This window comes from Umezawaea beigongshangensis, assembly GCF_016464305.1.
Lineage (GTDB): Bacteria > Actinomycetota > Actinomycetes > Mycobacteriales > Pseudonocardiaceae > Umezawaea_A > Umezawaea_A beigongshangensis.
The window spans coordinates 639,798-660,556 of sequence record NZ_JAEIOJ010000001.1; the positions used below are offsets into that span (position 1 = coordinate 639,798).

Annotated in this window: 14 protein-coding genes and 1 pseudogene; 5 read left to right on the forward strand and 10 right to left on the reverse strand. The window is 72.1% G+C overall.

The window, feature by feature from the left end; translation table 11 throughout:
- Window positions 1-9: 9 nt before the first annotated feature.
- The 3 genes from IMZ35_RS03030 to rpmE form a co-directional block, all read right to left on the reverse strand.
- Complete coding sequence (locus IMZ35_RS03030) at window positions 10-1,275, reverse strand: acyl-CoA thioesterase/bile acid-CoA:amino acid N-acyltransferase family protein (RefSeq protein WP_199439280.1); 1,266 nt, start codon at window positions 1,273-1,275, stop codon at window positions 10-12.
- A 21-nt stretch (window positions 1,276-1,296) separates the two neighbouring features.
- The gene (prfA, locus tag IMZ35_RS03035; RefSeq protein WP_199439281.1) at window positions 1,297-2,358 is read right to left on the reverse strand and encodes a peptide chain release factor 1; all 1,062 of its coding nucleotides are present in this window, start codon (window positions 2,356-2,358) and stop codon (window positions 1,297-1,299) included.
- Window positions 2,359-2,459: 101 nt separating this feature from the next.
- Entirely contained in the window at window positions 2,460-2,669 is a 210-nt protein-coding gene (rpmE, locus tag IMZ35_RS03040; protein ID WP_199439282.1) for a 50S ribosomal protein L31, read from the reverse strand.
- A gap of 254 nt (window positions 2,670-2,923) precedes the next feature.
- Here rpmE and IMZ35_RS03045 point away from each other — a divergent pair, with 254 nt between their 5' ends.
- Window positions 2,924-3,346, forward strand: a complete 423-nt coding sequence (locus IMZ35_RS03045) for a hypothetical protein (RefSeq protein WP_199439283.1) — start codon at window positions 2,924-2,926, stop codon at window positions 3,344-3,346.
- 85 nt (window positions 3,347-3,431) lie between these two features.
- On the opposite strand, the gene rho is transcribed toward IMZ35_RS03045, so the two are convergent.
- The 6 genes from rho to argS form a co-directional block, all read right to left on the reverse strand.
- Window positions 3,432-5,477: a transcription termination factor Rho gene (rho, locus tag IMZ35_RS03050; RefSeq protein ID WP_199439284.1), complete on the reverse strand. Its 2,046-nt coding sequence runs from the start codon at window positions 5,475-5,477 to the stop codon at window positions 3,432-3,434.
- A gap of 438 nt (window positions 5,478-5,915) precedes the next feature.
- Window positions 5,916-6,791: a homoserine kinase gene (gene thrB, locus IMZ35_RS03055; protein WP_199439285.1), complete on the reverse strand. Its 876-nt coding sequence runs from the start codon at window positions 6,789-6,791 to the stop codon at window positions 5,916-5,918.
- Between the two features lie 36 nt (window positions 6,792-6,827).
- On the reverse strand, window positions 6,828-7,904 hold the full coding sequence (thrC, locus tag IMZ35_RS03060) for a threonine synthase (RefSeq protein ID WP_199439286.1): 1,077 nt from the start codon (window positions 7,902-7,904) through the stop codon (window positions 6,828-6,830).
- On the reverse strand, window positions 7,901-9,214 hold the full coding sequence (locus IMZ35_RS03065; RefSeq protein ID WP_199439287.1) for a homoserine dehydrogenase: 1,314 nt from the start codon (window positions 9,212-9,214) through the stop codon (window positions 7,901-7,903). Before IMZ35_RS03065 ends, thrC begins: the two co-directional genes overlap by 4 nt.
- 2 nt (window positions 9,215-9,216) lie before the next feature.
- Window positions 9,217-10,641, reverse strand: a complete 1,425-nt coding sequence (gene lysA, locus IMZ35_RS03070; protein WP_199439288.1) for a diaminopimelate decarboxylase — start codon at window positions 10,639-10,641, stop codon at window positions 9,217-9,219.
- On the reverse strand, window positions 10,641-12,302 hold the full coding sequence (gene argS / locus IMZ35_RS03075; protein WP_199439289.1) for an arginine--tRNA ligase: 1,662 nt from the start codon (window positions 12,300-12,302) through the stop codon (window positions 10,641-10,643). The genes lysA and argS overlap by 1 nt, the downstream gene beginning before the upstream one ends.
- Window positions 12,303-12,526: 224 nt before the next feature.
- Here argS and IMZ35_RS03080 point away from each other — a divergent pair, with 224 nt between their 5' ends.
- From IMZ35_RS03080 to IMZ35_RS03090, 3 genes and pseudogenes are all read left to right on the forward strand, one after another.
- Window positions 12,527-13,339, forward strand: coding sequence for a thioredoxin-like domain-containing protein (locus tag IMZ35_RS03080; RefSeq protein WP_199439290.1), 813 nt, complete (start codon window positions 12,527-12,529; stop codon window positions 13,337-13,339).
- A gap of 5 nt (window positions 13,340-13,344) precedes the next feature.
- Window positions 13,345-14,052 (forward strand): DUF305 domain-containing protein, encoded by a 708-nt coding sequence (locus tag IMZ35_RS03085; RefSeq protein WP_199439291.1) that lies wholly within the window; start codon window positions 13,345-13,347, stop codon window positions 14,050-14,052.
- 124 nt (window positions 14,053-14,176) lie between these two features.
- Window positions 14,177-14,739 (forward strand): annotated as a pseudogene (locus IMZ35_RS03090) (acyl-CoA dehydrogenase family protein); the annotation flags it as partial.
- A gap of 289 nt (window positions 14,740-15,028) precedes the next feature.
- On the opposite strand, the gene IMZ35_RS03095 reads toward IMZ35_RS03090, so the two are convergent.
- Entirely contained in the window at window positions 15,029-16,222 is a 1,194-nt protein-coding gene (locus tag IMZ35_RS03095) for an ROK family transcriptional regulator (protein ID WP_438816811.1), read from the reverse strand.
- 170 nt (window positions 16,223-16,392) lie between these two features.
- On the opposite strand from IMZ35_RS03095, the gene IMZ35_RS03100 reads away from it, so the two are divergent.
- On the forward strand, window positions 16,393-20,700 hold the full coding sequence (locus tag IMZ35_RS03100) for a GH92 family glycosyl hydrolase (RefSeq protein WP_199439292.1): 4,308 nt from the start codon (window positions 16,393-16,395) through the stop codon (window positions 20,698-20,700).
- Window positions 20,701-20,759 lie beyond the last annotated feature (59 nt).

A 20,759-nucleotide genomic window follows, 5' to 3' on the forward strand; every position in this document is an offset into this window, starting at 1 on the left:
GCATCAAGACTATGCCGCGAGCTCCGCGGAGAAGAACCGGACGATCCTCTGCCAGGCGTCGGCCTGAGCTGCGGCGTTGGCCGCGGGAGTGCCACCGGTGAAGAAGGTCACGCCGGGACCGGGGATCTCGACCTCGGTGGTCGGCCGGAACGGCGGGCCGGCGATCAGGTGACCTGCGCCGGGATAGCTGACGTGCTCGTGCCGGTGGGGGTGGTCGTGCTCGGCGAGCCTGCGCTCGGCGACCCTGCTCAGCTCCGCGCTCGGCCACGACGCGTCCTGCTCGCCGGAGATCAGCAGCACCGCGCCGTTGATCCGCTCCACCGGGATCTCCACGTCCTCCGGCACGCCGTCGGACAGGTCGAACGCGAGGCCCAGCGGGATCGGATCGCCCTGCACGACACCGTGCCGCAGCTCCTCCGGCACCGAGTAGGGCAGGTACGGCAGCGCCTCGCCGCCGTGGGTCCAGGACGCGGACTCGGTGGACAGGATGCTCAGCAGGGTGGCACCGGCCGGGATGCCCTGCGTGACGACACCGCTGCCGACCACGCTCGCCACCGCCGTGACCTGCGGGTACGTCGCGGCGATCAGCAGGGCGGCCTCGCCGCCGCGCGATCCGCCGAGGACGCCGACCGACGTGCACCGCTCGTCCAGGAGGTCCACGGCGTCGCCGAAGTACTCCAGCGGAACGTCCACGAGGTGCTCCGGCAGGCCCTTGGTGCCGAAGTAGGCCAGTGCCAGGACGGTGAAGCCGTGCCCGGCCAGCAGGGCGGCGTCCAGCTCGTGCAGCCCGCCCTCCGACCCGCCGAGCAGCAGCACGCCGGGTCGCGGACCGCCCTTGCGCGGGGAGAACAGCGTGCCGACCAGACCGTTCTCCCGGATCTTCGTGCGCTGCACGTTCTCCGGCAGGCGCAGCCGATCGACCACGGTCTCGGCCACGGTCTTGCCGTCGACCTCACCGGTGATGGTGGTCACGACCGGTGGGAGCTTGCCCTTGCGGCCACCGGAGTCGCCCGCGCGGCCCGACGGGACCATCGACCAGAACAGACCGCTCGCGTCGACGCCCGACCAGCTCCCGCGCACCGGAGCGTGCCGGGTGAGGTCGACCACACCGCGCTCGTCGGAGCGGAAGACGCCCTCGGAGAGCAGGCTCCGGCCGAACGCGTCGTCCGCGGTCGCCCGGACGACCACGGCCGCGTCCGGCGGCAGGCCGGTGAGCCGGACGTCCAGCGTCCGGTCCAGAGGGGCGTTCCGCGGTGCAACCAGGATCTCAGCCACTGCGAACTCCCCCTGACGTGATCACTGCCCGGCCAGACGCTCCGCCCGATCCGCCTCGGCCAGCGCGTCCAGCACGCCGTCCAGGTCTCCGTCGAGCACGGCATCGAGGTTATGCGCTTTGTACCCCACCCGGTGGTCGGAGATGCGGCTCTCGGGGAAGTTGTAGGTCCGGACGCGCTCGGAGCGGTCCACGGTGCGGATCTGGCTGCGCCGGGCGGCCGACGCCTCCTGCTGCGCCTCCTCCTCGGCCAGCGCCGTCAGCCGGGACTTCAGCACGACCATCGCGCGCGCCTTGTTCTGCAACTGGCTGCGCTCGTTCTGGCACGACACGACGATGCCGCTGGGCAGGTGGGTGATGCGCACGGCCGAGTCGGTCGTGTTGACGCTCTGCCCGCCCTTGCCCGACGAGCGGAACACGTCGACGCGCAGGTCGTTCTCGTCGATCTCGACCTCGACGTCCTCGGCCTCCGGGAAGACCAGGACACCGGCGGCGGAGGTGTGGATGCGGCCCTGCGACTCGGTGACGGGCACGCGCTGCACGCGGTGCACACCGCCCTCGAACTTCATCCGCGCCCACACGCCGTCCGGCTCGTCGCCGCGCCCCTTGATGGACACCGTGACGTCCTTGAACCCGCCCAGGTCGGAGTCGGTGCCGTCGAGCACCTCGGCCCGCCAGCCGCGGCGCTCGGCGTAGCGCAGGTACATGCGCAGCAGGTCGCCCGCGAACAGCGCGGACTCCTCGCCGCCCTCACCGGACTTGATCTCCAGCACGACGTCGGCGGAGTCGTGCGGGTCGCGCGGCAGCAGCAGCTCGTCGAGCTTCGTCCGCAGCACGGGCAGCCGCACGGCCAGCTCCTCGGCCTCGCGCGCGAACGCCTCGTCCTCCCGCGCCAGCTCGCGCGCGGCCCCGAGGTCCTCCTCGGCCTGCTCGATCTCCCGCACGGTCTTCACCACCGGCGTCAGCTCGGCGTAGCGCTTGCCCAGCTTGCGGGCACCGACCTGGTCGGCGTGCACGGAGGGGTCGGAGAGCCGGCGCTCCAGCTCCGCGTGCTCCTGCAGCAGGGCGTCCAACGGCTTGCTCACGGTCTCTCCGGTGCTCGATCGGTGACGGGAGTCGGTGCGCACACGACAACGGCGCCCGACCGAGCACGGGGGCTCGGGCGGACGCCGTGGGCGACGCTAGTTCACTTGTTGCGCTTGCCGTAGCGAGCCTCGAAGCGGGCCACGCGGCCACCGGTGTCGAGGATCCGCTGCTTGCCCGTGTAGAACGGGTGGCAGTTGGAGCACATCTCGACGCGGATGGCACCGGACTTGGTGCTGCGCGTGGTGAACGCGTTGCCGCAGCTGCAGGTGACCTCGGCGGTCGCGTACTCGGGGTGGATGCCAGTCTTCAACGTCTTGTCCCTCTCGACTGTGTGGCCGCCGGATCCCCGCTGGTCCGCGAGGTGAACCGGAGCCGGACTCGACTAGTCAGTCTGCCAGATGCCCTGACCTCCCCCTCAACACGGTGACCGCTCGGAACATTCCGGGTGACAGCGGTCACGTGCAACCGTGCCGCTCGTCGTCGACCGCTGGCCGTTCGGCGCTGTATTCACCCGTTCGGCAACTTCAGCCTGAATGGTTGACCCCCGGTCTGCACACTGTCCGGGTGCTGTGCGTTGCAGGGCGACCGCTGAGGCCCACCACCTGGCTGGGCGTGCCGTTCCTGTTCGTCGGCGCCGTGCTGGGCCTCACGGGGCTCGCCGGCCTGCTGATCGGCGTGTCCGACTCGCAGATCGCGCTCTCCACCCCCGTCTTCGGCGCCGCCACGGCCGTCACCGCCGCGGCGGGCGCGACGGTGTGCTGGTCGTCGTCGCGACAGCGCCGGTGGCTGCGCTGGCCCTACCCCGCCGCCGTCCTGGCCGTCGGCGTCCTCGCGGGCGGGGTCGAGGTGCCCGTCCTCGCGGTCGTCGCGCTCGGGCTCCCCGCGACCGGGTGGCTCGTCCGCCAGTACGTCGTGGAACGGCGGCGCACCGAGGAACTAGCGGCGGCCGGTCACCGCGACCTCGACTTCACCTCCACGAGCTGCTGACCAGCGCGAACCGCGAAGAACGACGAGCGCGAGAGGCCCCCGCTCCGAAGTCGGAGCGGGGGCCTCTCGCGCGGGTGCCGACGACTCAGTCGTTGTCGGAACCCGGGGTGGTCTTCGCGACCTGCATCAGGAACTCGATGTTGGTCCGGCTCTTGCGGAGCCGGTCCAGCAGCAGGTCGATGGCCTGCTGGCTGTCGAGCGCGTGCAGCACGCGGCGGAGCTTGTGCATGACCGCCAGCTCGTCGGGCGACAGGAGCAGCTCCTCCTTGCGGGTGCCGGACGGGTCGACGTCCACCGCGGGGAAGGTGCGCTTGTCGGCGATCTTGCGGTCGAGCTTGAGCTCGGCGTTGCCGGTGCCCTTGAACTCCTCGAAGATCACCGTGTCCATCGTCGAACCGGTCTCCACCAGCGCCGTGGCGAAGATGGTCAGCGATCCACCGTTCTCGATGTTGCGCGCGGCACCCAGGAAGCGCTTCGGCGGGTACAGCGCCGTCGAGTCGACACCACCGGACAGGATGCGGCCCGACGCGGGCGCGGCCAGGTTGTAGGCACGCCCCAGCCGGGTGATCGAGTCGAGCAGCACGACCACGTCGTGACCCATCTCGACCAGGCGCTTGGCCCGCTCGATGGACAGTTCGGCCACAGTGGTGTGGTCGCCCGGCGGACGGTCGAAGGTCGAGGCGATGACCTCTCCCTTCACCGAGCGCTGCATGTCGGTGACCTCTTCCGGCCGCTCGTCGACCAGCACGACCATGAGGTGGCACTCGGGGTTGTTCGTCGTGATCGCGTTCGCGATCGACTGCAGCACCGAGGTCTTGCCGGCCTTCGGGGGCGACACGATGAGCGCGCGCTGCCCCTTGCCGATCGGCATCACCAGGTCGATGACGCGCGTGGTGAGGATGTGCGACTCGGTCTCCAGGCGCAGACGCTCGTTCGGGTAGAGCGGCGTCAGCTTGGTGAACTCGGGCCGGTTGCGCACCTCGTCGGGCGCGAGCCCGTTGATGCTGTCCACCCTGACCAGCGGGTTGAACTTCTGCCGCTGCTGCTCGCCGTCGCGCGGCTGGCGCACGGCGCCCGAGATGGCGTCACCGCGGCGCAGGCCGTACTTGCGGACCAGCGACAACGACACGTAGACGTCGTTCGGACCGGCGAGGTAGCCGGACGTGCGGACGAACGCGTAGTTCTCCAGGACGTCCAGGATGCCCGCGACGGGCAGCAGGACGTCGTCGTCCCGCACCTCGGTGTCGGGGTTGACCACACCGCCCTCACCGCGGCCACCGCGGCGGCGGCGGTCCCGGAAGCGGCGACCGCGACGGCCACCGGCCTCGTCGTCGTCGTCCTCGACCGGGGCGTTCTGCCGGTCGTTCTGGCGGTCGTTCTGACGACCGCGACCCTGACCGCGCTCGCTCCGGTCACCGCGCTCGCCCCGGTCACCGCGCTCGCCCCGGTCACCGCGCTCGCCCCGGTTGCCGCGCTCCTGGCGCTCGCCGCGCTCCTGCTGGCGGTCGCCCTGGGCACGCTCGCCCTGCTGACGGTCGCCCTGCTGACGGTCGCCCTGGGCACGCTCGCCCTGGGGACGCTCGGCCTGCTGGCGGTCCTGCTGGGGACGCTCGGCGGTCTGGGTGTCACCACCGGCCTCGGGACTGCCCGCGGCACGGCTGGAAGAACGGCGACGCCGGCTGTTGCGGCGGCCACCCTCCTCCTCGGTGCCGGTCGAGCGGTCGCCGGACTCGGCGGGACGCTCCGCCACGTCGAGCTGCTGCTGCGCCGGCTTCTCGGCCGGGGCCTCGGCGGACGCGGCAGGCTTCTCGGCGGCCTTGCGCGCGGCGGGAGCGGGCTGCTCGGTCTTGGCGACCGGCGGCGTCGCGGCAGTGCCCCGACCGGAGGTACCGCCCTGCCGCTCCTTGATCGCGGCGATCAGATCGCCCTTGCGCATGCCCGCGTTGACGGTGATGCCGAGTTGGCCGGCGAGCTCGCGCAGTTCGGCGAGCACCATGCCGGACAGGCCCGCGCGCTTGCGCGGGGAGCTGCCGTTGGAAGGGGTGGACAGAGCGGTCTCCTCAGCTCCGGAACTGGCAGCGGCATCGGGAGCGGAGACGATGTCGCCGCTCAGCAGATCGGTGTTGCTCACACATGTCCTTCCTGACCGGGCCTCGCCTCCTACGCGGCCCAGCGGACCTGCTGGCCGACGGAATGCGGACCAGCAGTTCGTCCGGTGAAGGCGGCCCTCGCCGACGGCGCTGGTAGCGCTGGGGCGGCGGGTACCACCGGCACGGGACTTCTCAGATCACACGGCGATCGGGTGCCTCTCAGCCCTGACCCCGCCCTCGCGGCACGGGGTCCACTGACTGAAGGAATGCGACCCGGAACGAGTGTCCGGGCGCGGCACCGGCGCCCGTGCGCGCGGTGACTGATCGCCCCCGAGGGTAGACGCCGCTTCCTCCAGGTGCAACAACCGGGTGCCAGCGCGTCGCGCTTCTCACGGCGAGCCGCCTCGCCCCGGCGTTCCGGTCCGCTCTCCCGGAGCGTGCGGGGAGAGGTCCGCGCAGGCCGAACGGGCGAGTCGCGCTCACCCGAGCGGACGCACCCGCACGCCCTCGACGTCGACCGGCACGGACCGCACCTCGAACTCGCTCAGGTCGAGTCCGGGGGGCAGCTCCCCGCCGCGCGGGAGGGCCAGCACGGTGGGCCCGGCGCCCGAGACCGCCGCCGGCACCCCGGCCGCCCTCAGCTCCTCGACCACCCGGACGGTGGCGGGCCACGCGGGTTCCCGGTAGTGCTGGTGCAACCGGTCCTCGGTGGCCGCCAGCAGGTGCGAGGGGTCGCGGGTCAGCGCGTGCACGGCCAGCGCCGCGCGCCCGGCGGCGAAGGCCGCGTCGGCGTGCGGGACGGTCGGCGGGAGAAGTCCGCGAGTGGTCTTCGTCGACGACTCGTGCGTCGGGACCAGCACGACGGGCCGCAGGTCGGGGTGGGGGTCGAGCCGGACGGCGTGGTGGTCCGCCCCGTCCGACCAGGCCACCACGAGCCCGCCCAGCAGACTGGCCGCCGCGTTGTCGGCGTGCCCCTCGAACTCGGCCGCGAGCTGGAGCGCCGCCGCTCCCGGCTCGACGCCCGCGAGGGCGTGCGCGGCGACCACGCCCGCCACCGCGGCGGCGGCGGAGGACCCGAGGCCGCGCGAGTGCGGTATGGCGTTGCGGCACTCCAGCGACAGACCGGGCACGGAGAGGTCCAGTCGCGCGCACGCCGCGCGGAACGCCCGCACGACGAGGTGGCTCTCGTCCGTCGGCACGTCCCGCGCGCCCTCGCCCTCCACGTGCACGCGCAGGCCGTGGCCGACCAGGCGCACGTCGACGACGTCGTGCACGGCCAGCGCCATGCCGAGGGCGTCGAACCCGGAGCCGAGGTTCGCCGTGGAGGCGGGGACGGTGACTCTGACGCCGTTCATGTCTCGTTCCAGCTCAACGGGTTCGCGACCGATCGGTCACGACAGGTCCAGCGCCGCGGCCACCGCGGTCGGGTCCACCGGCACCGGGGCGAACTCCGGCACCTCCAGCAGGGCGGTGTCCGGGTCCTTCAGGCCGTGGCCGGTGACCGTGCACACGACCGTCGAGCCCTTCGGCAGGCGTCCGTCGGCCGCCGTGGCCAGCAGACCGGCGACGCTCGTCGCGGAGGCGGGCTCCACGAAGATCCCCTCGCGGGAGGCGAGCAGCCGGTACGCCTCCAGGATCTTCTCGTCGGTCACGCTCTCGAACAGGCCGCCCGACTCCTGCTGCGCCGTCACGGCGCCGGTCCAGGAGGCGGGGCTGCCGACGCGGATGGCCGTGGCGATCGTCTCCGGCTCCGAGACCGGACGGCCCAGCACCAGCGGCGCCGCGCCCGCGGCCTGGAAGCCGAACATGCGCGGCGCCGCGTCCACGAGGCCGTCGGCGGCGTAGTCGGAGTAACCGCGCCAGTACGCGGTGATGTTGCCCGCGTTGCCCACGGGCAGGCAGTGCACGTCGGGCGCGCGGCCCAGCACGTCGCAGATCTCCCACGCGGCCGTCTTCTGGCCGATCAGCCGCACCGGGTTGACCGAGTTCACCAGGGTCACCGGGTACTCGGCCGAGGTCTTGCGGGCCAGTTCGAGGCAGTCGTCGAAGTTGCCGTCGATCTGGAGGATCTTCGCGCCGTGCGACACGGCCTGCGCGAGCTTGCCCAGGGCGATCTTGCCGCGCGGCACGAGCACCGCGGCGGTCAGACCGGCCTTGGCGGCGTAGGCGGCGGCGGAGGCCGAGGTGTTGCCGGTGGAGGCGCAGATCACCGCCTGGATGCCGCTGGCCAGCGCGTGGGTCATGGCCACGGTCATACCGCGGTCCTTGAACGAGCCGGTGGGGTTCGCGCCCTCCACCTTCACGTACACCCGGCACCCGGTCAGCTCGGACAGGTGCTCCGCCTCGACCAGCGGGGTCCCGCCCTCGTGCAGGGTCACGACGCGCGCGCCGTCCGGCAGGGGGATGCGGTCCGCGTAGGCGTGCACGATCCCGGGCCAGCCCGGCCGGACACCAGCCTGGATGGTCATTGTTCCTCACCTTCGACGCGCATCACGCTCACGACCTCCCGCACCACGGGCAGGCCACCGATCTTGTCCACCGTGGACCGCAGTGCCGCCTCCGGGGCGGCGTGGGTGACGATCACCAGGCTGGCGTCGTCCACCCGGCCCTGCTGGCGGACCGCGGCGATGCTCACGTCGTGCTCGGCGAACACGGCCGCGACCTGGGCGAGGACGCCCGCGCGGTCGGCCACGTCGAGGCTGAGGTGGTAGCGGGTGGGGGTCTGGCCCATCGGCCGGACCGGCAGCGCGGCGTAGGCGGACTCGCGCGGGCCGCGCCCGCTGACGACCCGGTTGCGCGCCACGGCGACGAGGTCGCCCAGGACGGCGCTCGCGGTGGGAGCGCCACCGGCGCCCTGGCCGTAGAACATCATCTCGCCCGCGGCGTCGGCCTCCACGAACACGGCGTTGAACGCGCCGCCCACACCCGCGAGGGGGTGGCTGCGCGGGATCATCGCCGGGTGCACCCGCACGGCGACGGACTCGGTGGTCGAGCCGTCCTGCGCGGTGTCGGTGACGCGCTCGCAGATCGCGAGGAGCTTGACCGTGCGGCCCAGCCCCTTCGCGGCGGCGATGTCGGCCGCGCTGACCGCCGAGATGCCCTCGCGGTGCACGTCGGAGGCGGTGACCCTGGTGTGGAACGCGAGCGAGGCCAGGATCGCGGCCTTGGACGCGGCGTCGTACCCGTCGACGTCCGCCGTCGGGTCCGCCTCGGCGTAGCCCAGCCTGCTGGCCTCCTCCAGGGTCTCGGAGTACCCGGCCCCGGTGGAGTCCATCGCGGAGAGGATGAAGTTCGTGGTGCCGTTGACGATGCCCATCACCCTGGTGATGCGGTCACCGGCGAGGGACTCGCGCAGCGGGCGCAGCAGCGGGATCGCGCCCGCCACCGCCGCCTCGAAGTACAGGTCGGCCCCGGAGGCGTCGGCCGCCTCGGACAGCTCGGCGGAGTGCTCCGCGAGCAGCGCCTTGTTCGCCGTGACGACGGACTTGCCGGCGCGCAGCGCCCGCAGCAGCAGCGTCCTGGCGGGCTCGATGCCGCCGATGACCTCCACGACCACGTCCACGTCGGAGTCGACCAGGGCGACGGCGTCGGTGGTGAGCAGCTCCTCGGGCACCTCGCGGTGCTTGTTCGGCCTGCGCACGGCGATGCCGGTCAGCTCCACGGGCGCTCCCACACGCGCCGTCAGGTCACCGGCCTGGTCGGTCAGCAGCCGGACGACCTCCGTGCCGACCGTGCCGCAGCCCAGCAGCGCGACCTTGATCGGTTCGTCTCCCGACACCCTCACACCTCCAGGCGGAACAGGTCGTCCTCGGTCTCCCGGCGCAGCACCAGCCGCGCCCGGCCCTCCTCCACGGCGACCATCGCGGGTCGCAGGAGGCGGTTGTAGCTGCTGGCCATCGAGTAGCAGTAGGCGCCGGTGGCGGCCACGGCGAGCAGGTCGCCCGGCGCGAGGTCGCCCGGCAGCCAGCAGTCGCGCACGACCACGTCACCGGACTCGCAGTGCTTGCCGACGACGCGGGACAGCGCCGCACCGGCGTCGGGCTCCGCCCCGCGCGAGACGACCCGGCAGTCGTAGACCGCGTCGTAGAGGGCGGTGCGGATGTTGTCGCTCATGCCGCCGTCGACGCTCACGTAGCGGCGGCTCGCCCCCGCGTCGAGCTGCACGTCCTTGATCGTGCCGACCTCGTAGAGCGTCACCGTGCTGGGCCCCACGATGGCGCGGCCCGGCTCGACGGCGATCTTCGGCAGGGGCAGTCCCTGCTGCTCGCACTCCTTCCGCACGATGTCGTGCAGCTGCCGCGCCAGCTCGGCGGGCGGCGGCGGGTCGTCGTCCGGCGTGTAGGCGATGCCCAGACCACCGCCGAGGTCGACGGTCGTCAGCGACTCCAGCTTCTCGGCGCCGTGCTCCTCGCGCAGGTCGGCGAGCAGCTGGATCACGCGGCGCGCGGCGATCTCGAAGCCGCTGGCGTCGAAGATCTGCGAGCCGATGTGGCTGTGCAGGCCGATCAGCCGCAGCCCGTCGGCCTTGATCACCCGGCGGGCGGCCTCGACCGCGCCGCCCGCGGACAGCGAGAAGCCGAACTTCTGGTCCTCGTGGGCGGTCGCGATGAACTCGTGCGTGTGCGCCTCGACACCGACGGTCACCCGGATCATCACCGGCTGCACGACACCGCGGTCGCGGGCGATCTGGTCGAGCCGGGCGATCTCGTAGAACGAGTCGAGCACCACGGCCCCGATCCCCGCCTCGACGGCGGCGACCAGCTCCGGCACGGACTTGTTGTTGCCGTGCAGCGCGATCCGCTCGGCCGGGAAGTCGGCGCGCAGCGCCACGGCCAGCTCGCCGCCGCTGCACACGTCGAGGCTCAGCCCCTCCTCCGCGACCCAGCGCGCGACCGTCGTCGACAGGAACGCCTTGGACGCGTAGTGCACGAGAGTCGGGTCGCCGAACGCCTCGGCGTGGTCGCGGCAGCGGGAGCGGAAGTCGGCCTCGTCCATCACGAACAGCGGCGTGCCGTACTCCTCCGCGAGGCCGCGCACGTCCACGCCCGCGATGCGCACGGCGCCGTCGTCACCGCGCTCGGCGCCGCGCGGCCACACGTTCGGGTGCAGCGCGTCGATCTCGTCCGGCCCGACGGGCCGGTTGCCCGCGGTGCTGCCGGGGAGCAGGACGTCGGCGTGGCGGGGACCCGCGGGGTGCGCCCTCATCACATGCGCTCCGGTGCGCTCACGCCCAGCACCGCCAGGCCGTTGGCGAAGACCTGCCTGGTGGCCGCGCACAGCTGGAGCCGCGCCCGGTGCAGCGGGGTCGTCTCCTCGTCGCCGCGCGGCAGCACCCGGCACGCCTCGTAGAAGCGGTGGTAGTCACCGGCGAGCTGCTCCAGGTAGCGGGCCACCCGGTGCGGTTCGCGCAGCTCGGCGGCAGCGCCGACGACGCGCGGGAACTCGCCGATGGTGCGGATCAGGTCGCCCTCCCGGTCGTGCGCGAGCAGGCTCAGGTCGGCCTCGGCCGGGTCGCCGGGGGCGAGGCCCAGGTCGGCGGCGTTGCGCAGCAGCGATGCGAGCCGCGAGTGCGCGTACTGCACGTAGAAGACCGGGTTGTCGTTGGTGTGCTTGCGCAGCAGGTCCAGGTCCAGGTCCAGGGACGAGTCGACCGAGGAGCGGGTCATCGAGTAGCGGGCGGCGTCCACGCCGACCGCGCCGACCAGGTCCTCCATCGTGATGACGGTCCCGGCGCGCTTGCTCATCCGCACCGGCTTGCCCTCGCTGACGAGGTTCACCATCTGCCCGATGAGCACCTCGACGGCGGCCGGGTCGTCGCCCAGCGCCGCCGCGGCGGCCTTGAGGCGGCCGATGTAGCCGTGGTGGTCGGCGCCGAGCATGTAGATGCACAGGTCGAAGCCGCGGGACCGCTTGTCCTTGAGGTAGGCGATGTCACCGGCGATGTAGGCGGGGTCGCCGTCGCTCTTGATGACGACGCGGTCCTTGTCGTCGCCGAACTCGGTGGAGCGCAGCCACCACGCGCCGTTCTCGAAGTAGAGCGCGCCGGAGGTCTTGAGCGCCTCGACGGCTTCGCCCACGGCGCCGCTGCGGTGCAGCGAGTCCTCGTGGAAGAACACGTCGAAGTCGGTGCCGAACTCGTGCAGGCTCTGCTTGATCTCGGTGAACATCAGGGTGACGCCGACGCGCCGGAACGCCTCGTGCCGCTCCTGCTCGGGCAGCGACAGCACGCTCGGCTCCTGCCGGAGGACCTCGGCGGCGATGTCGTTGACGTAGGCGCCCGCGTAGCCGTCCTCGGGGGCGGACTCGCCCAGGGCGGCGGCGATCAGCGACCGCACGAAGCGGTCGATCTGGGCGCCGGCGTCGTTGAAGTAGTACTCGCGGGTCACGTCGGCGCCGCGGGCGGACAGCACGCGGCCCAGCGCGTCGCCCACGGCGGCCCAGCGGGCTCCGCCGAGGTGGATGGGGCCGGTCGGGTTCGCCGAGACGAACTCCAGGTTGATCCGGGTGCCGGCCAGCTCCTCGCCGCGGCCGTAGCCGTCGGCGGCGCGCAGCGCCTCCAGGACGATCCCGCCCTGCGCGTCGGCGGCCAGGCGCAGGTTGAGGAACCCGGGACCGGCGACCTCGGCGGAGGCGATGGCGTCCTGTCCGGCGAGCGCCTCGGCGAGCCACGACGCGAGGTCGCGGGGCACCACGCCGATCTTCTTCGCGGTCTGGAGGGCCACGTTGGTGGCGTAGTCGCCGTGCTCCGGGTTGCGGGGACGCTCGATGGTCACCGCGGGAGGAAGAGCGGCGGTGTCGAGGCCGCGGCCGGCGAGCACGTCCACGGCCGTGGTCCGAACGAGTTCAGCGAGCGCAGCGGGGGTCACCCCGGAAAGTCTAGGGAAGTGTTCGCGCTGGTCTCGACCGGGTTGCGGCAGTCCCGCACGGTGGGACGACGCGGTCCTCCGGCGGTGGCGGCCGCCACACGGCAATTGTGAACGCCTCTCGGGTCCCGCGTCGTGCTGACGGTGACCAGACACCGGTTCCCTACACTGGCGAGGAGCAGTCGTCCGGATGCGGTGGACGGAAGAGAACGAGACCTGAGGCGGACATGACCAGCGGCAAGAAGACGAAGGCGGCGCGCAACAGCGTGCAGGCCGCGCGATCCTCGGTGGTCGCGAGCAGGCCCAAGCCCTGGGGAACCATCATCGCCGTGATCGCGGTGGTGGCGCTGGCCGGTGGCGTGTTCGGGTACGCGTACATGAAGATCTCCGACCAGAACGCGCGCGAGGCCGCCCTCGCGAGGTGGAACCCGTCGGAGAGCAACCAGGACCCGTCGGACCAGATCCAGGGCGTCGTGAAGAAGACCTACGACGCGGGCAAGCACGTGACGGCCGACCAGCGCGTCGCCTACGACCAGTCGCCCCCCTTCGGCGGGCCGCACGACGGCGTGTGGGCCGACTGCACCGGTGTCGTCTACGACACGGCCGTGCGCACCGAGAACATGGTCCACGGCATGGAGCACGGCGCCGTGTGGATCGCCTACGACCCGGACCGGGTGACCGGTGACGCGCTGGAGAAGCTGAAGGCGAAGGCCGACGGCCAGCAGTTCACGATGCTGTCGCCCTACCCCGGCCTGGACAAGCCCGTCTCGGTGCAGTCCTGGGGCCACCAGCTCAAGGTGGACAGCGCCGACGACGAGCGGATCGACCAGTTCGTCCAGTCGCTGCGCCGCAACCAGTACACCTACCCCGAGGTCGGCGCGACCTGCGACGCGACCGGCAGCACGTTCGACGTGAGCAACCCGCCGCCGTTCGTCGCCGAGGCCCCCGGCCCCGACGCCGTGCCGATGGACGGTGGCCAGGCCGCGACCGACGAGGCCGTGCCGAGCGCGGCCCCGTCCACGACGCCCAGCGGGAGCTGACACCCGTGATCGACACCGAGCAGGAGCACGAGGCGCCCGCGGTCGACGACGAGACCGGGCGGGGCACCGCGGCCCGCACCTTCGTCATCACGGCGGCCGTGCTCGCGGTGCTCCTGCTCGGTGCCGCCGTGGGGCTGCTGGTCAAGCTCCCCGGCTCCGACTCCTCCGCTCCCGTCCCGGCCGCCGACTCGGTGGACGTCGGGTTCGCCCAGGACATGTCCACGCACCACCTCCAGGGGGTGCAGATGGCCAACATCGCGCGCGACCAGAGCAGCGACCTCGCGGTCCGCCAGCTCGCGTTCGACATCGCCAGCACGCAGCTGGAGCAGGTCGGCCGCATGAAGGGCTGGCTGAGCATGTGGGCTCAGCCCGAGCAGTCCCCCACCGGCGAGCACATGGCGTGGATGTCGAACGACGCCGCGCACGCCCACGGGGCGACGACCGCCGCGACCGGGTCGTCCCCGATGCCGGGCATGGCCACCGCCGACGAGCTGGCGAAGCTGCGCGGCCTGTCCGGCACCGAGTTCGACGTCTACTTCCTCCAGCTCATGCTCCGCCACCACGAGGGCGGCTCCTCGATGGCCGCCCACGCCGCCGACCACGCCGCCGAGCCCGTGCTGCGCAACCTCGCCGACAACATGCTGAAGTCCCAGGCCAGCGAGTCGGAGTACATGAAGTCCCTGCTGACCGAACGCAACGCCCAACCCCTGTGACCGCGAGTTGAGCGTTCGGGCACCGCGAGTTGAGCGGTGGAGCACCGCGAGTTGAGCGTTCGCGCTCACCCGCACGGGGCTACCCGCCGGTAGGGCCAACCACATCGGCGCGGAGGACGCCGGTCTGAAGATCGCCCGCGAGTGGTCGGCGGCCCGCGTCCAGCGGGGCCGGCCCGTCGGCGAGCACGAGGCCGTGGCCGGGAAGATCGCGTTCGTCGCGGCCACCGCGTTCGCGCTGGAGGCGGTGCTCGACCTGTCCGGCGAACTCGCCGACGCGGGCAGCCACGACATCCGCATCGAGGCCGCCCTGGCCAAGCTCCACGCCTTCGAGACGGCCCGGCTCGTGGCCGACGACCTGGTGCAGATCCGCGGCGGGCGCGGGTACGAGACCGCGGACTCGCTCGCCGCGCGGGGAGCGGGGCGTCCCGGCCGAGCAGGTGCTGCGCGACCTGCGGATCAACCGGATCTTCGAGGGCTCCTCGGAGATCGTGCACCTGCTGATCGCGCGCGAGGCGGTGGACGCGCACCTGTCCGTGGCGGGCGACGTCATCGACCCCGAGGCCGGTCCGAAGCGCAGGGCGAGGGCGGCGGCCCGCGCGGGCGGCTTCTACGCCACGTGGTTCCCCGGCCTGGTCGTCGGACGGGGCCGGGTGCCGAAGGACGTACGCGGAGTTCGGCGACCTCGCCATCGCGGACTCGGCGCACCGGGAGTTCACCGCGGACGACGTGCTCCGCACCACTCCTCGCTGGTCAGGGGTGTGCCGCGGCCGGAGTGCGGGCCGTGCACGGGGCGGGCGGTGGGCGCGGTGCCCGCCCCGTGCGATCGGTGGGGAGCAGCGTTCCCCGCAGCTCCCCACCGGTCTTCCCGACTCCAGTTACACCCTCCAGGGGGAGGTGTGGTAACGCTAAGCCACAGTAGTAATCTTGCATCTAGGACGAACGGGTGAATAAGCCCGCAGGTACGACTCGACTACTCTCAGGAGGTGGTCGGGTCGGGCCGGTCGAAGACCAGTTCGCGAGCCGTGCGCAGCCCCGTGGCCACGGCTCCGCCGAGCACTGCACCGTCCCCCAGCTCCCCCGCCACGATCCGCGGCGCGAACGGCGTGATGCGCCGCAGCGCGGCCTCCAGCGGTGGCAGCAGCAGCGCGGTGTTGCTGCCGATCCCGCCGCCCAGCACGACCAGTTCGGGATCGATCACCGCCGTGACCGAGGCGACGGCGAACGCCAGCCGCCTGGCCTCCAGCTCCACCACGCCCAGCGCCCGCCGGTCACCACCGCGCGCGAGGGCGAACACCTCGCGCGCGGTCCGCACCCCCGTCAGGCCGCTCTCCCGCGCCGTCGCCACGACGGAGTGCGCCGCCACCACCTCCTCGACGCGCCCCCTCCCGTCGCCGTCGGAGTTCGGGTCGGGGTCAGCGAACGGCAGGTAGCCGATCTCCCCGGCGGCGCCGTGCGCTCCCCGGAACAGCTCGCCGCCCAGCACGATCCCCATGCCGACACCCGTGCCCACGGTGACGCACACGAACACGTCGACGCCCCGCGCCGCGCCGCGCTCGTGCTCGCCGACGGCCGCGAGGTTGGCGTCGTTCTCCACGACGAGACCGGGCCCGAGCGAGGACTCCAGGTCGTCCAGCAGACCGCTGCGCTCCCAGCCGGGCAGGTTCGGCGCGTGGTGCAGCGCGCGCTCGCCGGGATCGGGCACGCCCGGACTGCCGACGACCTTGACCAGCACGTCGGCGAGGTCGAGCCCCGCGTCGGACACCGTGCGCAGCGCGAGTTCGCTCACCGTCCGCACGAGCGCTCCGGCCGAGCGGCAGCGGTTGCGCTCGTCGGCCCTGGCCACGACGGCGCCGGCGAGGTCGGCGACGGCGGCGCGGATGCGCTGGCGGCCGATGTCGACGCCCAGCACGTACCCGGCGCCGGGGTCGGGCTCGTAGACGACCGCGGACCGGCCGGGTCCCGTCGAGGTCCGCCCGATCGGGCGGACGAGACCGCGGCGCTCCAGGTCGACCAGCGCCTGGCCCACGGTCGGCTTGGACAGGCCGGTGTCCCGCGCGATCTGCGGACGGGTCGCCTCCCCCTGCGCGCGCAGCCGTTCGAGGACCGCGCGCTGGTTGAGCACCCGCATGCCCGCGGGGGTCCCCGCTCGCGGAGATCGGCCCTCTGTCACGGATCACGAGTCTAGATCGGTGAAGGGCTCCAGCGGTCGGAGCAGTGGACGGACAGGGATGCGGACAAGATGTGCCCGACCTCTTGACAACGATGTCAGCGAGTCGTTTCGCTGCGTGGCGGACCGCTTCTTCTCCGGAGCGGCCGAGCTATGAGCGGAAGGCGTGCGCAATGGGGCACATGCGGGCGAGACGATCGAGATCAGCCCTCGTGACGACATCGATCACCGCGGTGGTGATGGCGAGCGTGGCGGGCTACGGTACGGCCGCAGCCGCACCTGGAGAAGCCGCCGTGAGCGAACAGGTCTTCGCGTCGTCCTTCGAGGACGGACAGCCTCAGCCGAACTGGAACAGCACCGTCGAGACCGACGCCGCCGGCACGCCCAGGGCGTCCGGCGTCAACGGCGCGGACTCGACGAGCATCCCCGGCAACGTGACCGACCGGGTCGCCGAGGTCACCGCCAACTCCGAGAACGGACCCGGCGAGGTCAAGGAGAACCTCGTCGACGGCAGCGTCAACTCGAAGTGGCTCACGTTCACCAGCACCGGCTGGGTGCGGTTCCGGCTCACCGAGCCGACGGCCGTGAAGCGCTACGCGCTCACCTCGGCCAACGACGCCGCCGAGCGCGACCCGAAGAACTGGACGCTCCAGGGCTCCGCCGACGGGCAGGACTGGACGACGCTGGACACCCGCACGAACGAGACGTTCCCGGAGCGGTTCCAGACCAGGACGTTCGAGCTGGCCAACACGACGGCCTACCAGCACTACCGCTTGGACGTCACGGCCAACCGCAGCGGCACCATCGTGCAGCTGGCCGAGGTGCAGTTCTCCGACGGCTCCAGCACGCCTCCCCCGGAGAACATGCGCACGGCCGTGGGCCGCGGCCCCGGCGGCGGCTACAACGCCAAGTCCGGCGCGGGCTTCACCGGCGTCAAGGCGCTGCGCTACCAGGGCACGCACACCGTCGACGGCCGGGCGTACTCCTACAACAAGGTCCTCGACGTCGACGTGCCCGTCACGGCGACCACCGAGCTGTCCTACCTGATCTTCCCGGACTTCGTCACCGACCAGCTCGACTACCCGAGCACGTGGGCGTCGGTGGACCTGGCGTTCTCCGACGGCACCTACCTCAGCGACCTGGGCGCGCGCGACCAGCACGGCTTCGTGCTCTCGCCGAAGGGCCAGGGCGAGTCGAAGGCGCTCTACACCGACCAGTGGAACAAGCTGTCCTCGGTCATCGGCTCGGTCGCCGCCGGCAAGACGATCGACCGCGTCCTGGTGGCCTACGACAACCCCACCGGTCCCTCGGGCTTCGGCGGCTGGATCGACGACGTCGAGATCAGGTCTGCGCCGCAGACGGTCGAGCGGGCACGCCCGTCCGACTGGGTGCTCACCACGCGCGGCACGAACTCCACCGGCTCCTTCTCGCGGGGCAACAACTTCCCGGCGACGGCGGTGCCGCACGGCTTCAACTTCTGGTCCCCCATGACCAACGCGGGGTCGCGGAGCTGGCTCTACGACTACGCGAAGGCCAACAACGCGCAGAACCTGCCCACGATGCAGGCGTTCACCGCGAGCCACGAGCCGAGCCCCTGGATGGGTGACCGCCAGACGTTCCAGGTGATGCCGACGACCGGTGCGCCCACGGCCGACCGCTCGGCGCGCGCGCTGCCGTTCCGGCACTCCGACGAGATCGCGCAGGCGCACTACTACGGCGTGACGTTCACCAACGGCATGAAGACCGAGATCGCGCCGACCGACCACGCGGCGATGTTCCGCTTCACGTTCACCGAGGGGCGGTCGAACCTCGTGTTCGACAACGTCACCAACGAGGGCGGTCTGACGCTCGACCCGGCCACCGGGGTGGTGACCGGCTTCTCCGACGTCAAGAGCGGCCTGTCCACCGGCGCGACCCGGCTGTTCGTCCACGGCGTGGTGGACCAGCCGGTGACCGGCAGCGGCAAGCTCACCGGCGCCGGGCGCGACGACGTGGCCGGGTACTTCCAGTTCGACACGTCGGCCTCGAAGACGGTGACGATGCGCATCGCCACGTCGCTGATCAGCGTGGACCAGGCCCGCAAGAACCTGGACCTGGAGATCGCGGCGTCCGACACGTTCGACGCGGTGCGCGAGCGCGCGCAGTCGGCGTGGGACGACGTGCTGGACGTGATCGAGGTCGAGGGCGCGAGCGAGGACCAGCTCACGACGCTGTACTCCAACCTCTACCGCCTGTACCTGTACCCGAACTCGGGCTTCGAGAACACCGGCACGAAGGACGCGCCGAGGGCGCAGTACGCCAGCCCGGTGTCCGCGGGCACCGGCCAGACGACCCCGACGCAGACCGGCGCGAAGATCATCGACGGCGAGATCTACGTCAACAACGGGTTCTGGGACACCTACCGCACGACGTGGCCCGCCTACAGCCTCTTCACGCCCACGCGGGCGGGGAAGATGGCCGACGGGTTCGTGCAGCAGTACCGCGACGGCGGCTGGGTGTCGCGGTGGTCCTCCCCCGGCTACGCGAACCTCATGACGGGCACCAGCTCGGACGTGGCGTTCGCCGACGCGTACCTCAAGGGCGTGGAGAACTTCGACGTGCGGGCCGCCTACGACGCGGCGTTGAAGAACGCCTCGGTGACGCCGCCGAACGCGAACGTGGGCCGCAAGGGCCTCGACTCGTCGATCTTCCTCGGCTACACCCCCACCACGACCGGTGAGGGCATGTCCTGGGCCATCGAGGGCTACGTCAACGACTACGGCATCGCGAACATGTCGAAGACGCTGTACGACCGGGCCGCGCAGGACGACCCGCGCCGCCAGGAGTACCTGGAGAACCACGAGTACTTCACCAACCGCGCGCAGAACTACGTGAACGTGTTCGACGAGCGGGTGGGCTTCTTCCAGGGCCGCAACGCCGACGGCTCGTGGCGCGTGGACCCCGCGGAGTACAACCCGCAGGAGTGGGGCCACGACTACACCGAGACGAACGCGTGGAACATGGCGTTCACGGTGCCGCACGACGGCCAGGGCCTCGCGAACCTCCACGGCGGCAAGGAGGGGCTCGGGAAGAAGCTCGACGAGTTCTTCGCCACCCCCGAGACCGCGAAGTTCCCCGGCTCCTACGGCGGCACGATCCACGAGATGATCGAGGCGCGCGACGTGCGGATGGGCCAGTACGCCCACTCCAACCAGCCGTCGCACCACATCCCCTACATGTACGACTACGCGGGGCAGCCGTGGAAGACGCAGGAGAAGGTCCGCGAGGTGATGTCGCGGCTGTACCTGGGCAGCGAGATCGGCCAGGGCTACGCCGGTGACGAGGACAACGGCGAGCTGTCGGCGTGGTGGCTGTTCAGCGCGCTGGGCTTCTACCCGCTCCAGATGGGCAACCCGACCTACGCCGTGGGGTCGCCGCTGTTCACGAAGGCCACGCTGAACCTGGAGAACGGCCAGAAGCTGGTCGTGAACGCGCCGAAGAACAGCGCGACCAACGTCTACGTGCAGGGCCTGAAGGTCGACGGCGAGGCCTACGACAAGACGTTCCTGCCGCACGACCTGATCGCCGACGGCGGCACGCTCGACTTCGACATGGGCCCGAACCCGTCGAAGTGGGGCACCGGCGCCGACGCCGCGCCGCCGTCGATCACGAAGGGCGACGAGGTGCCGCGCCCGCTGCGCGACATCGCCACCGCCGGCAACACGACCGCGTCGGGCGGCCTCCCCGCGCTCGTGGACGACACCTCGCAGACGCAGGCGGCGCTCGGCGCGCAGCCGTGGGTGCAGGTGAGCCTGCCGGACGCGAAGGAGCGGGCCGAGTTCTACACGATCACCTCGGGCAAGGCCGCCGGTGATCCGAAGGACTGGGTGCTGAAGGGCTCCTACGACGGCACGACGTGGACGACGCTGGACCAGCGGTCGGGCGAGACCTTCGCCTGGCGGCAGCACACCAGGGCGTTCAAGATCGACGCTCCCGGCCACTACCGGAACTACCGTCTGGAGGTCGCCGGCGGGACGGACACGACCGTGTCCGAGTTCGAGCTGCTGGCCAAGCCGCTGCCCGCGTGCACGACGACGGTGACGGGCACCCGGAACGGGCCGCTGCGGGTCGACTCCGGCGTGGTGTGCCTGGACGGCGCGTCGGTCTCCGGTCCGGTGACCGTGTCGAGGGGTGCGTCGCTGTACGCCTTCGGCGGCGAGATCCGCGGCCCGGTGACGGCGGCCGACGCGAAGGCGGTCGTGCTGGTCGGCACGAAGGTGTCCGGCCCGGTGAGCATCACCGGCACGACCGGCGAGGTGAGCGTGGAGACGGCGACCGTGTCGGGTCCGCTGCGAGTGGTGGACAACAGGGCCGGCGCGGTCGTCGCGGCCACCGCCGTCAGCGGTCCGCTGTCCTGCACGGGCAACGAGCCGAAGCCGGTGAACAACGGCCTCGCGAACGACGTGAAGGGCCCGAAGGGCGGTCAGTGCCGGGAGTTGTGATCCCGGCGTGAACGAACGGGCCCGCGGCGACCTGCCGCGGGCCCGTTCCGCGTCTCGGG

What these genes read in the sequence shown, in the direction of transcription:
- IMZ35_RS03100 (WP_199439292.1), top strand. Translation starts at nt 16,393, where the DNA reads ATGGGGCACATGCGGGCGAGACGATCGAGATCAGCCCTCGTGACGACA.
- thrB (WP_199439285.1), bottom strand. Translation starts at nt 6,791, where the DNA reads ATGAACGGCGTCAGAGTCACCGTCCCCGCCTCCACGGCGAACCTCGGC.
- IMZ35_RS03080 (WP_199439290.1), top strand. Translation starts at nt 12,527, where the DNA reads ATGACCAGCGGCAAGAAGACGAAGGCGGCGCGCAACAGCGTGCAGGCC.
- lysA (WP_199439288.1), bottom strand. Translation starts at nt 10,641, where the DNA reads ATGAGGGCGCACCCCGCGGGTCCCCGCCACGCCGACGTCCTGCTCCCC.
- thrC (WP_199439286.1), bottom strand. Translation starts at nt 7,904, where the DNA reads ATGACCATCCAGGCTGGTGTCCGGCCGGGCTGGCCCGGGATCGTGCAC.